This window comes from Shewanella sp. A22 (assembly GCF_053850585.1).
Map to the genome: position 1 here is coordinate 1 of NZ_JBSQBN010000125.1, position 13,737 is coordinate 13,737.

Annotated in this window: 13 protein-coding genes; 7 read left to right on the forward strand and 6 right to left on the reverse strand. The window is 40.7% G+C overall.

Going from position 1 to position 13,737, the window contains the following annotated elements; translation table 11 throughout:
* Positions 1-204: 204 nt before the first annotated feature.
* The 3 genes from ACWXWT_RS17180 to ACWXWT_RS17190 form a co-directional block, all read right to left on the reverse strand.
* The gene (locus ACWXWT_RS17180; RefSeq protein ID WP_456042796.1) at positions 205-1,782 is read right to left on the reverse strand and encodes a BCCT family transporter; all 1,578 of its coding nucleotides are present in this window, start codon (positions 1,780-1,782) and stop codon (positions 205-207) included.
* Positions 1,783-2,580: 798 nt separating this feature from the next.
* Entirely contained in the window at positions 2,581-2,904 is a 324-nt protein-coding gene (locus ACWXWT_RS17185) for a chaperone modulator CbpM (protein ID WP_456042797.1), read from the reverse strand.
* A gap of 2 nt (positions 2,905-2,906) precedes the next feature.
* A complete protein-coding gene (locus ACWXWT_RS17190) occupies positions 2,907-3,863 on the reverse strand; it encodes a DnaJ C-terminal domain-containing protein (protein ID WP_456042798.1) in 957 nt (318 codons plus the stop codon).
* Positions 3,864-4,281: 418 nt separating this feature from the next.
* On the opposite strand from ACWXWT_RS17190, the gene ACWXWT_RS17195 reads away from it, so the two are divergent.
* The 7 genes from ACWXWT_RS17195 to ACWXWT_RS17225 all read left to right on the forward strand — a co-directional run bounded on the left by ACWXWT_RS17195 (position 4,282) and on the right by ACWXWT_RS17225 (position 11,445).
* On the forward strand, positions 4,282-5,580 hold the full coding sequence (locus ACWXWT_RS17195; protein WP_456042799.1) for an efflux RND transporter periplasmic adaptor subunit: 1,299 nt from the start codon (positions 4,282-4,284) through the stop codon (positions 5,578-5,580).
* Between the two features lie 77 nt (positions 5,581-5,657).
* Positions 5,658-6,296, forward strand: coding sequence for an ABC transporter ATP-binding protein (locus tag ACWXWT_RS17200; RefSeq protein WP_456042807.1), 639 nt, complete (start codon positions 5,658-5,660; stop codon positions 6,294-6,296).
* Positions 6,296-7,501: an ABC transporter permease gene (locus ACWXWT_RS17205; protein ID WP_456042800.1), complete on the forward strand. Its 1,206-nt coding sequence runs from the start codon at positions 6,296-6,298 to the stop codon at positions 7,499-7,501. Before ACWXWT_RS17200 ends, ACWXWT_RS17205 begins: the two co-directional genes overlap by 1 nt.
* A 318-nt stretch (positions 7,502-7,819) precedes the next feature.
* Positions 7,820-8,473, forward strand: coding sequence for a TetR/AcrR family transcriptional regulator (locus ACWXWT_RS17210; RefSeq protein ID WP_456042801.1), 654 nt, complete (start codon positions 7,820-7,822; stop codon positions 8,471-8,473).
* Positions 8,470-9,414, forward strand: a complete 945-nt coding sequence (locus tag ACWXWT_RS17215; protein WP_456042802.1) for an HlyD family secretion protein — start codon at positions 8,470-8,472, stop codon at positions 9,412-9,414. The genes ACWXWT_RS17210 and ACWXWT_RS17215 overlap by 4 nt, the downstream gene beginning before the upstream one ends.
* Complete coding sequence (locus tag ACWXWT_RS17220) at positions 9,411-10,328, forward strand: ATP-binding cassette domain-containing protein (RefSeq protein ID WP_456042803.1); 918 nt, start codon at positions 9,411-9,413, stop codon at positions 10,326-10,328. Before ACWXWT_RS17215 ends, ACWXWT_RS17220 begins: the two co-directional genes overlap by 4 nt.
* A complete protein-coding gene (locus tag ACWXWT_RS17225; protein ID WP_456042804.1) occupies positions 10,318-11,445 on the forward strand; it encodes an ABC transporter permease in 1,128 nt (375 codons plus the stop codon). Before ACWXWT_RS17220 ends, ACWXWT_RS17225 begins: the two co-directional genes overlap by 11 nt.
* A gap of 183 nt (positions 11,446-11,628) precedes the next feature.
* Here ACWXWT_RS17225 and cyaB read toward each other — a convergent pair whose 3' ends face one another.
* The 3 genes from cyaB to ACWXWT_RS17240 form a co-directional block, all read right to left on the reverse strand.
* Complete coding sequence (gene cyaB / locus ACWXWT_RS17230) at positions 11,629-12,201, reverse strand: class IV adenylate cyclase (protein WP_456042805.1); 573 nt, start codon at positions 12,199-12,201, stop codon at positions 11,629-11,631.
* Positions 12,202-12,425: 224 nt separating this feature from the next.
* The gene (locus ACWXWT_RS17235; RefSeq protein WP_456042808.1) at positions 12,426-12,593 is read right to left on the reverse strand and encodes a GyrI-like domain-containing protein; all 168 of its coding nucleotides are present in this window, start codon (positions 12,591-12,593) and stop codon (positions 12,426-12,428) included.
* On the reverse strand, positions 12,545-13,234 hold the full coding sequence (locus ACWXWT_RS17240; RefSeq protein ID WP_456042806.1) for a helix-turn-helix domain-containing protein: 690 nt from the start codon (positions 13,232-13,234) through the stop codon (positions 12,545-12,547). Before ACWXWT_RS17240 ends, ACWXWT_RS17235 begins: the two co-directional genes overlap by 49 nt.
* Between the last annotated feature and the right edge of the window lie 503 nt (positions 13,235-13,737).

Genomic DNA, 13,737 nt, shown 5'->3' on the forward strand with positions numbered 1-13,737 from the left:
GCGGTCAGATACTGGAGGTAGAGTAACGCAGGAGCTTGTTACCGAGGATCACTATTCGCTTCAATCATCTGCCTTGCCTACTGCACTTTGAACTCCCGCTGAAAGATCACATATTTAATAGGATTGGTATAACATCTTCTACGTAAATATAATCATAAAAAAAGCCGATGAACTAATCATCGGCTTTTTACACTATGTAAAAAACTATGCTCTATGCTTTTCTGTACGCATGCCCATCAACAAACTGACACACATAACCAATAGAATAATGGTAAAGGGTAGTCCAGTTGAAATGGCACCTGCTTGCAATGCTTCAATCGCCTGAGTACCACCAACCCATAGTAAAACAGCTGCTATAGCACCTTCAATAACGGCCCAAAAAATGCGCTGTGGAATTGGAGCATCAATTTTACCGCCCGCAGTGATACTGTCTATCACCAAAGATCCTGAATCGGAAGAGGTAATAAAGAAAACCAGCACCAATAAAACCGCTAGCATTGATAATAAATTACCCAATGGAAGGGAATCAAACATCTGGAACATAGCAAGCGGAACTTCAGTTAAGCCCTTACTTCCTAAAATACCAACATCATTAATGACTTGATCAATTGCAACACCACCAAATACAGACATCCATAAGATGGTCACAACGGTAGGAACAATTAATACTGTAGCAAGGAACTCACGTACAGTACGACCTCGTGAGATGCGAGCAATAAACATACCCACAAATGGAGACCATGAAATCCACCATGCCCAATAGAAAACAGTCCAACCATGCATCCATGCTTCATCTTCACGTCCAATCGGGTTACTCAATGGAATAATATTCTTAATATAACCCATTACCGTTGTTGGAATTGTGCCCATGGAAACCGCTAAAGTCACAAGAGCCACAAAAATGAGCAAAGCAACAGCAAGTAACATATTAATATTACTGATTACTTTAACGCCACCTTCAAGGCCACGTACCACGGAAATAACCGCCAATAGCGTAACAACCACAATTATCGTGATTTGTAATGTGAGGTCTGCTTCAATCCCAAACACATGCTGGAATCCGCCAGCTGCTTGCTGAGCACCTAATCCTAATGAGGTCGCAAGACCAAATAATGTGGCTAATACTGCGAAGATATCAATGATATGCCCAGGCCATCCCCACGTGCGATCACCCAGTATCGGGTAAAAAGCAGAGCGAATAGAAAGTGGCAAACCTTTGTTATAAGCAAAGAAAGCCATAGACAATGCGACCACACCATAAATTGACCAAGGGTGTAATCCCCAGTGGAACATGGTTGCACCAAGGGCAAGCTCTGCAGCTTCAGGTGTATTAGCGGCTACATTCAGTGGTGTTTCATACCAACCGGTGTAATACGCTAAAGGTTCTGCAACCCCCCAGAACATCAAACCAATCCCCATGCCGGCAGCAAAAAGCATCGCGATCCAAGATAATCTTGAATAATCCGCTTTTGCATCATCGCCACCTAAACGGATTTTACCAAAAGGAGTGACAATCAATGCTAAACAAAAGACCACAAAAATATTAGCTGACCACATAAAGAGGCTGTCAAATGTGCCAATAATTTGCCATTTCAAACCATCTAAAAACTCTTTCGATGTTGCCGGATCAATAATTAAAATTGCAATTAAAAAAACAGCGATTAGCCCTGCACTCACTCCAAAAACGGCATTATGTATATCAAAGCCCCATTTTTGAATATTATCCTGTCCAACAGTATAATCGGTATTATCTATACTGTATTTATCCTTATTTATCTTCATAAACCCTCGGTTAGAGCGACTTTGCCCTTTCAATTTGACAGTCGATTGAATTTTACTTAAGGATTTTAACAAAATCAGCTGATAATATCAGGCTTATTTTAAAATCCGACTTACGTCAAAAAAAATAAATAAATATAAGACAGTCATTTAGGGTGCTCATCGTTATATTTGTACAAATACATAATCGAATATATTCAACTCAAGTTAAGCGTAAAAATAAATACCCCACTCGTTAAATAAACGAGTCATTTACCTTTTTATCAAGCTTTAAACATGTGTTAACCTTTGCGTTAACACATCTTAGTCTGTCGTTAATCAATGTTGTATCGCCGTCAATATAGAACCTCTCGTCAAGTAATATCATCATGACTTAATCACTTCTCTGAAAAATATATCACGCTTCAATTAACCAATAAATAATACCTCATCACGACAATGTCTCATTAATTACGTAGCGCCATATAATACCAATCCTATTAAATATGTGCTCTTTCAGCGGGAGTTCTAAGTGCTGTAGGCATTGAAAAACCTGAGAGACTCTGAACTGACCAGATATTTAATGAGATTGGTATAATATCAATTCCATTAATTATGCACTCAATCATTGTCACTCAGCGTTTTAGTTTGGAGGGCTTTGTTGGAATAATGGTATTTTTACAAATCTATGAGTCGGACGACGTTATATAGTGCACTTCGGTTAGCAAAATTAGGCATTTCATTGTATCGACACAGACAAAGACAAAGATCCGATCAAAGCGTCATCGTAAGCAACTTACAATGACACTTTGAGATCATCGGCTACAGCTCAGTTTTAAACCGGTTTAACCGTTGTTTTAAAGTATTAACTTCATACTCCAAACGGTCCCTTTCATCGAGTAATTGCAAAATTAACGCTATACCACTCCAATCAAGTGCTAGATCCCGTTGAATTCGAGTGGCTTTTTTGACTTGATGTAAATTGCTAACGCTAAATCGCCATTGCTCTATCGCTGCTCCCTGAAACGGAATTGCGATACTATGCTCAACAAGCTCAAGCAGTAATCCAGCGCTAATATCACTACACTCACATAATTCATCACTACTCAACCAACGATCTTGTTCGGTTATATTAATCTGCAACATCGTTATTTACTCCAACTGGCGCGAGGGTCAAACTTGCTCTTTTCGGCTAATTCTTGCCATAAATTTTTGCTGGCTTCATCATGTGATTTAGGCACGACTATTTTTAGTACTGCAAATAAATCACCCTGATTTTTTTTACTGAGTAAACCTTTACCTTTTATCCGTAATCGCTGGCCAGACTGACTATTAGCAGGAATACTAAGATGAATATCCCCCGTTAACGTAGGCAACTTTAGCTTGGTTCCAAGCACGGCTTCCCAAGGGGCAATAGGGACGACAATACTCAAATCTCGACCATCAACATCAAATAATGGGTGAGGCGCAAACCGGATTTGTAAATATAGGTCACCATTATCGGCTTTGGTTTGTCCTGGTGCACCCTGCCCTTTAAGACGGATCCGTTCACCATTTATGACACCAGCAGGGATCTTAACGTTTAACGATTTAGGCATATCAACAACACGACCCTGAGCATCGCGTTGCTGCAATGTAAATGCGACAGGCTTAAGGGTATCGACCAAGGTTTCTTCAAGGAACATCGGAAATTCAATTTCTATATCTTGGCCTTTTACATGCTGAGATTGGCTAGATCTTTGTTGTCCGCTTCGCTCAAAACCAGAATGTCTGCCACCAAAAATTGAGTTAAAAAAGTCTGCAAATTCTTGATCGGTTTGAGGATCACTTTGTTGCTGGTTCCAATGCTGACCACTGCCCGTTCGACCTTGATTTTGTGTTCTATTGAGATGATGCTGGCGCAACTCATCATATTCGGCACGCTTTTTAGCATTGTGTAATACTTCATAGGCTTCACCGATTTCTTTGAATTTTTCTTCTGCTTCAGGATGTTTACTCACATCAGGGTGGTACTGCACTGCGAGTTTTTTATAAGCTACTTTTATGGCTTTATCATTCGCTTTAGGATCTACCCCTAATACAGTGTAATAGTCTTTAAAATTCATTTTATCCCCTAACTGAAATTCAGTTTGCAATGGATCACCAAACACCGTTTAACTCGGCTTACAGTAATAAGTTTAGGCTCAGAAATAGAAACAGGCTTGATCTTGATCAACTCTACAACACAATATTGTTTAAATAACCCACAATAGGTGCTAGCAATACAAACTGTCATTTGTGTTAGATACTCTCCTATGTTGCTTCAATTTAATGACCTAAGTATTCGACAATCGACTCAATAACAAAAACACTATAACTCATGTAGTTAATCATTGAGTGCAGCTAAAATTCATTTCAATCTTACGGGGTTATCTCCTAACAACTTGACTCAGATCACATCACAGCTCCTGTTAACCCTTAGACTATTTAGTATCAAAGTATCCAGCCTTAACGTTGAGAACTAAATAAATAGAGGCCCGTAACATGCCATCAAGTAAACAACAGGCTCCTCTGATCCACGATACCGATATTCGGCAAACGTTAGGGCTTAATCAGTCCAATGGAAATCATAAACCTTACCGAAAATGGGTTTGGTTCGTTGGCGGCGTAACGGTGATTGCGCTTGTAATATGGTTAATGTTAGCTCGCGGTCAGTCAGATATGGTCCAATATAAAACCGCCAATGTTAGCCGTGGTTCGTTAAGTGTAACGGTTACGGCGACGGGAACACTGCAACCAGTCAATCAAGTTGAAGTAGGGTCAGAAATTTCTGGCACCATCAAAACAGTATTAGTAGACTTTAATGATTACGTTAACCAAGGACAAGTCCTGGCACGTATGGACACAGATCAATTACAGGCTAAAGTCAATCAGGCAAAAGCTTCACTTGAATCAGCTAAAGCTCAGGTCGAACAAGTTCAAGCGACAATAACTGAAACCCACCACGCTTTAACACGCTCCCAAACACTTGTAAAACAAGGCATGACGTCAATACAAGAGTTTGATGCATCACAAGCATCCTATGACCGAGCGCTAGCCAATTTAGCAAGTGCAAAAGCACAGGTGGTTCAATCGCAGGCAGCTCTTGATGCAGAATTAACCACTTTAGCCAAAGCCACCATACACTCTCCGATAGATGGCATTGTATTAATTCGTGATGTAGAACCCGGACAAACTATGGCCGCTTCATTCCAAACCCCTGTAATGTTTACCTTAGCCGAAAATCTCACCCAAATGGAATTACATGTAGACGTAGATGAAGCCGATGTTGGCCAAATACAAGTAGGACAAGAAGCATTGTTTACCGTAGATGCTTATGCTGATAGCCAATTCCCCGCAACAATTACAGATATCCACTTTGCATCGCAAACAGTAGATGGCGTAGTAACCTATGAAACCATCCTTAGCGTTGACAATTCAGCTTTATTACTGCGTCCAGGAATGACAGCAACTGCAGATATTTTGGTTAAACAGATAAAGGATGCTCTGCTTGTTCCCAATGCAGCTCTACGTTTTAAACCGTCCAAAACAGAGCAGGAAACCAGCAGTAAGGGCGGACTAATGAGTAGCTTAATGCCTCGCCCACCGAGTATTTCTAAGACAAGACCAGACAGTAACAGCACGGAAAAAAATCAGCAGCAACTATGGACCCTTCAACATAATCAACCGTTTGCGGTTGACGTCGCCACCGGAGCGTCAAACGGTATCAATACCGAGATTATCAGTGGTGAAATTGACAGCGGTATGACATTAATCATTGACACAATTAGCAATAATCCGTGAATAAACTAACCGAAAATAGCCACCCTCTAATAGAACTTAGGGGGGTTAGCAAAATCTATGGTAGTGGGCAAGCCCAAATGCAAGCGTTGGGCGGAGTCAACTTAACCATTGAGCGAGGTGATTTTGTTGCAGTGATGGGCCCCAGTGGATCGGGAAAATCAACTTGCATGAATGTTTTAGGTTGCCTTGATACGCCCACAGCAGGCGATTATTTTTTTGATGGCATAGAGGTTGGTTCACTCACTCGCGACCAACTAGCCCTTCTGCGACGTAATTATCTGGGGTTTGTATTTCAAGGTTTTAATTTACTTAACCGAACCTCTGCATTGGAAAATGTGGAATTACCATTAATCTACCGAGGAATGCCAGCGGCACTAAGACGTGAACACGCAATAAAAGCGCTTAACGTTGTCGGTTTAACGGGCTGGGAACATCATACACCGGGTGAGTTGTCAGGCGGCCAGCAACAAAGGGTTGCCATTGCACGGGCCATAGTCACTCAACCTGCGGTATTATTGGCCGATGAACCTACGGGTAATCTTGATTCTTCTCGTAGTCTTGAAATTATGGAGCTCTTAAAATCGTTTAATCTTGAGCTGGGTATCACCATTGTTATGGTGACTCATGAGCCAGACATGGCAGCGTTTGCAAAACGTCAAATCCACTTTCTTGATGGCCTTATTGTTAAAGATGCCAGTAACAGAGGGTCTAACTAATGTTATGGAATGCAGTGTTACTGGCAATGAGAGAAATACGCCGCAATGTTATGCGATCCTTCTTAACAATTTTAGGCATAGTTATTGGAGTCGCTGCGGTCATTATCATGGTCACCATTGGTGGAGGTGCCACCCTACAAGTAACAGAACAAGTGGCAAGCCTAGGCAGTAATCTGTTGTTAGTATCACCTGGACAGAGAATGGGAATGGGTCAACGATCATCAGCATCAGCTTTTCGGTTAGATGACGCAGAAGCCATTTCAAGAGACATCAATAATATTAGTGCCGTTGCGCCTTCTTCGTCTCAGGGCACTACAGTGGTTTACGGTAATGAGAACTGGAGCACCAGCATAATGGGTTCCACTAATCAATTTTTCGTCGCTGGGAATTGGATATTTAAATCTGGACGTTCATTTACGCAAAGTGAACTACGTGCGGGAAAGGCAATATGTGTTATCGGGGAAACGGTTCATAAACAACTCTTTGGTGAACAAAATCCATTAGGCCAGAAAATTCGTATCGAAAAATTCACTTGTGAAGTAATCGGGCTGCTCAATGCAAAGGGCCAGTCAACCATGGGGTCAGACCAAGATGATCTTGTTGTTCTCCCCTTACGTACATTTCAACGGCGCTTAGCCGGTAATCAAGACATTAAATTGATTCAAATTTCAGTTAACGAAGGTGAATCAACCCAAAAAGTGAAACAAGCAATTATCCAATTATTACGTGAACGTCGTCATATCGCGAGTAATGAAGAAGATGACTTTACAGTAATGGATATGAAAGAAATATCCAATATGTTAAGTGGCATAACTAAGGTGTTAACAACCTTACTCGGTGCTGTTGCTGCTGTGAGTTTGCTGGTAGGTGGCATTGGTATTATGAACATAATGTTGGTATCTGTCACCGAGCGAACCCGAGAGATTGGTATTCGTTTAGCCATAGGCGCAATGGAAAGAGAAGTGTTACTACAGTTTTTGGTCGAGGCTGTCATGTTATCTTCTTTAGGCGGCATAGTGGGCATCATATTGGCGCTAATAGGCTCTGTTTCGCTAGCAAACTTAATGAATGTTCCCTTTGTTTTTAATCTTGGGATAATCCTTATCTCATTTTTGTTTTCTGCCGCTGTGGGCGTTATCTTCGGTTACTTCCCTGCACGTAAAGCCGCACAACTCGATCCCATAGAAGCCTTGCGACATGAATAGTCGCATAATTTTTCGATAAGAATATTTTCATTATAGTTCTGGCAAAGTCATTGCTTGCCACGCGACTTATGCAGCGTAGATTTAATAACCATGTTAGCTACAGACGGGCTTTCACCTAAACATCGCAGCGATCGACAAGTGATGAGAGCATCACCTGCTGTGTCAATAACATAAATAATGTTAACAACCACTTAAATGTTTCCTAATGTTTGATAAGGGACTTATTCCGCACAGGCTAACCCAATGCGGAATTAATCTTCTATTCTATTGACCCATTTTTGTTATTATTCATCAAGAGATGAATTTGTGGGATTTCAGATGGCCGATAAACCGGGAAGACCTAAAGGTGAAACAAAAACTCGTGCAGCGCTTATTAAAGCCGCGCAAGGATGCTTTCTTCACAATAGCTATGAACGTGTATCAATACGAGAATTAGCTCGACGCGCCGGTGTTGATGCCGCAATGATCCGCTATTACTTCGACTCAAAAGCGGGTTTATTTGAAACCATGGTGAGAGAAACCATTGCGCCAGTAGCAAAAGTATTTAAACAAGATTTGAAAAATCAAAATGGATCTCCCGAAGCATTAATGCAAGCGTATTACCGAATGATGGCAAATACACCTGCATTGCCTAGGTTAATCTTCCAAGCATTAAATCAACAAGTAAGCGATGAAGCATTTACCATTGTATCGAACGTCATTCATGAGATGCTCGGTTATGCTGAAGATTGGATTATGGAATTATCCAGCCAACAGAAACTGAATCCACAGCTTGATCCACAATGGATACGGTTAAGTTTTATTAGCTTAATGGTTTTCCCATTAATCGCCCCCAAAGCATTACTCCAAGGATTGAACTTACCATTGAGTGAGTCCATGTTGAATAAGCTACTTTCGCATAATATGCATGTGATGACTCAAGGGTTATTTCAAGATCCACCAACACATTCTTCAAAGTCAGAGGTTCAATGATGCAACGTTGTTTATTGTGGTTATCAATAGTTATGCTTTTAGCAGCTTGTTCGGGAGAAGAAGGCGAACGAGCAATGGGGTTAGTTGAACGAGATAGAATGATGCTCTCTGCGCCTATTTCAGAACAGATACATTCTATTTTAGTGCAAGAAGGACAAAAAGTAGAGGCCGAAGAAGTGTTAATTCAACTTGACCCTCGGCACGCACAATGGCTGATCAGCCAGAGACAAGCATCACTCAATCAGGCACAAGCAAAACTGAATCAATTGCAAACAGGGACTCGTGTAGAACAGCTTGCTGCGGCCAAAGCAGCAATGCTTGCAATGCAAGCACAAACGCAAGAAGCCGATAGAAACTATCTGAGAATGAAAGATCTTTGGTTAAAGCAATTAGTAGCAAAAGCCGATTTTGATTCGGCTACTGCAGTAAAAGATCAAACTACAGCTCAATTGGCCCAAGCTAAGCAGCAATGGCTAGAGCTTAAAAATGGTACACGCAGCGAAGAAATTGCTCAAGCGCAGGCTCAAACTCAAGTCGCACAAGCTTTATTAGCTGACGCACAACAATCATTAGAAGAGTTAAGCATACGAGCGCCCAAGTCAGGAGTTGTTGATGTTTTACCCTGGAAACTTGGCGACCGTGTTGCGGCTAACGTTCAATTGGTGACACTCTTAGCCAGTGACCGTATATATGCGCGCGTGTATTTACCCGCTACAGCCTTAGGTAAAATTAGCCAAGGTGAATCTGTACAAGTATGGATTGATGGTCACGATAAACCCATCACAGGAACCGTGCGCAACATACGCAGTACACCCGCCTTTACCCCCTATTACGCCTTAAATGAACGAGATCGTACCCGGTTGATGTATTTAACAGAGATTGATTTACCTACTGATAAAAACATACCGGTTGGCATTGGTGTCGAGGTACGCTTACCATGAAAGCAGTACCCTATGCTATCCAAACACAAGGATTAACGCGCCAATTTGGTGATTTAATCGCAGTAAATCAGTTGGATTTACAAGTACCTAAGGGCAGTATTTACGGTTTCCTTGGGCCCAATGGTTGTGGAAAGTCAACACTCATAAGAATGCTGACTGGGTTATTAAAACCCAGTGATGGTGAAGCAACGATTTTGGGATTACCGTTGCAAGGAAATGAGGAGTCGCTAAAAAGTAGAATTGGCTACATGACCCAAAAATTCTCTTTATATGACAATTTAACGGTATTAGAAAACATGCGGTTTGTCGCTGCCATTTATGGTGTCAAAGATAAAGCGCGAATAACAACGCTACTGATACAATATGGTTTAGAACAAAGGCAAAAGCAGTTAGCTGGCACCATGAGTGGTGGACAGAAACAACGTTTAGCGCTCGCCTGTGCCACCATGCATCGTCCAGAAATACTCTTTCTTGATGAACCCACTTCTGCGGTTGATCCGCAAAACCGTCGTGATTTTTGGGAACACTTATTTGATCTAAGCAATAACGGCACAACGATTCTTGTTTCAACCCACTATATGGATGAAGCAGAGCGTTGCCATCAATTAGCCATTTTAGAAAATGGCATCAAACGTGCTGACGGAACACCGCGCGATTTAATGACATCAATGGGCGCAACAGTAGTCGAAGTCAGTGGCGATAATCTTAGGGAACTAAAGCAAGCTCTCACCGAAATAAAAGCCGTTATTTCTGCATCTCAATCCGGAACACGGCTAAGAGTACTCGTTAATGAATCAATAACTGAGCCAATAGCGTTTCTTAGCGATATTTGTCATCAACATCAACTTGAAATCGTTCGACCAAGTCTTGAAGACGTATTTGTCACCAGTACAGGAGGTCGACATGTGGGGTAGATTAATCGCAATAGTCTTCAAAGAGATGAAACAGCTCTCTCGAGATAGAATGACATTCGGCATGATTGTGATGATCCCATTGCTGCAATTAATGTTATTCGGTTATGCCATTAATACCGATGTGCGACATGTGCCAGCGGGTATTATCGACATGAGCCAAACCACATATAGCCGAGCAATAACTCAAACCGTCATTGCAACTCAAGTTGTTGACTTTAAACATCAATATTACTCTATCGAGCAAGCAGAAAAAGCCATTACCAACGGCGAGGTTAAAGCCGTACTTTATTTGCCTGTTGATTTGGTACAACGTATTTCAATTCATCCGGCATTTGATCCCAAACGAGAATCATCGCAAATAACCCGACCTATAGGTCAATGGTTGTTAGACGGATCAGATACAATGATAGCCTCAACCATTCGCTCTCTAAGAACCTTACCACTCAATGAAGTGGCTAACAGAGCAAGCACAATGGCCGTACCTACATTTGAAGTGGTAGAATACTTTAATCCTGAGCAGCGTTCGGTAGTCAATATTGTGCCAGGATTACTTGCGGTTATCCTCACCATGACCATGATTATGTTTACTTCAGCTGCAATTGTTCGAGAGCAAGAACTGGGTAACATGGAATTTTTAATTGTCACCCCCGTTAGCTCACTAGAACTAATGTTAGGTAAAATAATTCCTTATATATTGGTAGGATTGATCCAAGTAGCAATTATTTTGAGTGCGGGACACTGGATATTTTCCGTCCCCGTTCGCGGAGGCTTAGATTCTTTACTTCTCGCATCTTTGCTATTTATCTGTGCCAGTTTAGCATTAGGTTTGGTGATTAGTACCATTGCCAAAACCCAACTTCAAGCAATGCAATTAACCATTTTTATATTAATGCCATCCATTTTGTTATCAGGTTTTATGTTCCCTTATGAAGCAATGCCCATTGGAGCACAATGGGTAGCAGAAGCACTTCCCGCAACGCATTTTATTCGTATGGTTCGCGGTATCGTTCTGAGAGAAGCAGAAGTGATTTCATTGGGTCAAGATGCGATATGGCTATTAAGCTTTACGTGTATTGGGGTTTTATTAGCAGCAAAACGATTTAATAAACATTTATAAAAGATATAAATCAACACAGACGATGTGTGATGATATATGGGGAAGTTCATCTTTCAAGATAAATGTTGTAGCCGTGTGTGGCAAAGTTAGACAGGTAACTAAATGCCACACACGCAGTAATTCACCACTAACAAGTTTACAAAAAGAGCCCTTTCAAATGTTTCTCTAATTGAATGCTGTCAATTAACGGTTTTTAGTACTGTGCTGTAACAATTGTTCCGTTAATAACATGCGATAAGACTTGGTCTCTAGATCGGCACAACCTAATCCAAATTGACTCGCTAAACTTTCAAGTTCAATTTTGTAAGTGGCTAACATTGATTCATCATCCGTCATAATCGCAAACTCAGTAAAGCTTCCTATACCCTCAAGATAATCTAACGTGACATGATATTGACCAATAAAGTAGATGCTACGGATTTTATTTGCTTTCAAACACACTTGATAGCCCATGGTTGCTAACATACTTCTAGCTGAACTTGCATCTGTGATATTGGTGGCTTCACAGCGGTCAAATTCAGGGCCTTTGACTATCCATAATTTAATGCCAGAAGGTTCCATTTCACGCACACAAACACTTTTATTCTGTGCTTCAAGCTGTTGATCTACAGTATCAAAATACCAGTCTGACTCAATATTATCTTCAAGCATTATTTCATGTGGAATTGTACTCAATTTCTGTAAAAAAACCGCCTTTGACTGTAATCTGTATTTTAACTCTACTTCATACTTACCGTTAAAATGCGCTGAATTCATTAGTCCTCACCCTTTAAAAAACTACAACATAACTCACGCTCAGTAATAACACTCCATGACCGTGCCACAGAGCAACATTACCAACGTTGTCTGACAACGATGCGCTTGCCCTAAAGGCTCTTAAGCTTAACGTGGATTTCCATTTCAATATAACCATCAACTCTCGCATCATTAAGATAGCGTTCTAACATCGGAAAATCATCTGGTTCAAATCCACTTTTAGGTCACCAATCAGAATAAATACCCAATTGTGCATTAATCGTTTCTTCAGGAGAGCCTTTAAAATAAACAACAGCATACTTACCTTTAGGAAGCTCAGAAACACTAAAAGGTGGATTCACATTTACGTGAGGCTCAACCACGATAGAAGCATGATATCGACACTTATTAATGGGGGTAACCGTTGGATTATCAAAAGCAAAAGCAAACCGACTTTGTTGATCTTTTTTATGCCGTTACTGATGGCCCATTGTATAAGTGTATCCCAAACCTCGTATATGGCCTCTGGTTCATAACCACAAGCCGAAGCCAAAGTACACACACGTCGGCTTTCAAATTCTTTTACTTCAATTTTCATATTGTTTCCCACTAATCTTGCTTGATTATTCTCTCCATCAATGATGCGGGTAGGATACAAATCGGTGGGATTAAACGCTTTTCCATACTTGCTATATATTTTTCCTATCTTGCTATTATTAATTTGGCTCGGATTTCTTATTGCTGACGGACTGAAACCAAAATAGAGTTTAACGGCTTTAGAAAAATTAGCATTCGATGAAAACCCGCTGTTTAAAGCAACTTGTGTAATTGATAATTCAGTATGAAAAGTGAGCAAATCAATTGCCTTTTCCAATCTACGCCTAACAATATAGTCATTAACCGTTTCAGCCATGATAGCAGTAAAAATGCGGTGAAAATGATATGGGGAAAAGCAACTGACGTTTGCCACCTCTGTCAGTGAAATACTATTGGGTAAATTAACTTCGATATACCGAATGACGCGATCGATACGCACCTTATATTGATTACTCATTGTAATACGCTATCAATAATCAACATATATTGCCTCAAGTACTCTAACCAAACATAAAGTAAAATATAAACATAAATTCAATAACATATATCTCAATTATTTTAATCTATTGAGACATCGCATATTGCGCACCAGATCAACATATACACTTATGTAGTAAAATATAACACTACTATATCAGCTTCTTTTCATTGCCAATTATTCATCCCCATCTATTTTTCACCACGACTTTTAACATCGTTCAAATCCTATTAAATATGTGATCTTTCAGCCGGAGTTCAAAGTGCTGTAGGCAAGGCAGATGATTGAAGCGAATAGTGATCCTCGGTAACAAGCTCCTGCGTTACTCTACCTCCAGCATCTTACCGCCATGGATGGTGGGAATGTCTTATTTTTTATGGAAAAAAATAGACCATGCAGTCGTATTTTGAAAGCATCTAACGAAGCATAAAGGACTTTGAAACCCGCCAGAATGGAGTCTCTCAGGTATGCCACTTCTGTGT

Bases quoted from the DNA above. Each gene is read 5' to 3' on its own strand.
- ACWXWT_RS17190 (WP_456042798.1), bottom strand. From the start codon at position 3,863: ATGAATTTTAAAGACTATTACACTGTATTAGGGGTAGATCCTAAAGCG.
- ACWXWT_RS17240 (WP_456042806.1), bottom strand. From the start codon at position 13,234: ATGAGTAATCAATATAAGGTGCGTATCGATCGCGTCATTCGGTATATC.
- ACWXWT_RS17225 (WP_456042804.1), top strand. From the start codon at position 10,318: ATGTGGGGTAGATTAATCGCAATAGTCTTCAAAGAGATGAAACAGCTC.
- cyaB (WP_456042805.1), bottom strand. From the start codon at position 12,201: ATGAATTCAGCGCATTTTAACGGTAAGTATGAAGTAGAGTTAAAATAC.
- ACWXWT_RS17205 (WP_456042800.1), top strand. From the start codon at position 6,296: ATGTTATGGAATGCAGTGTTACTGGCAATGAGAGAAATACGCCGCAAT.
- ACWXWT_RS17210 (WP_456042801.1), top strand. From the start codon at position 7,820: ATGGCCGATAAACCGGGAAGACCTAAAGGTGAAACAAAAACTCGTGCA.
- ACWXWT_RS17180 (WP_456042796.1), bottom strand. From the start codon at position 1,782: ATGAAGATAAATAAGGATAAATACAGTATAGATAATACCGATTATACT.
- ACWXWT_RS17185 (WP_456042797.1), bottom strand. From the start codon at position 2,904: ATGTTGCAGATTAATATAACCGAACAAGATCGTTGGTTGAGTAGTGAT.
- ACWXWT_RS17220 (WP_456042803.1), top strand. From the start codon at position 9,411: ATGAAAGCAGTACCCTATGCTATCCAAACACAAGGATTAACGCGCCAA.
- ACWXWT_RS17215 (WP_456042802.1), top strand. From the start codon at position 8,470: ATGATGCAACGTTGTTTATTGTGGTTATCAATAGTTATGCTTTTAGCA.
- ACWXWT_RS17200 (WP_456042807.1), top strand. From the start codon at position 5,658: ATGCAAGCGTTGGGCGGAGTCAACTTAACCATTGAGCGAGGTGATTTT.
- ACWXWT_RS17195 (WP_456042799.1), top strand. From the start codon at position 4,282: ATGCCATCAAGTAAACAACAGGCTCCTCTGATCCACGATACCGATATT.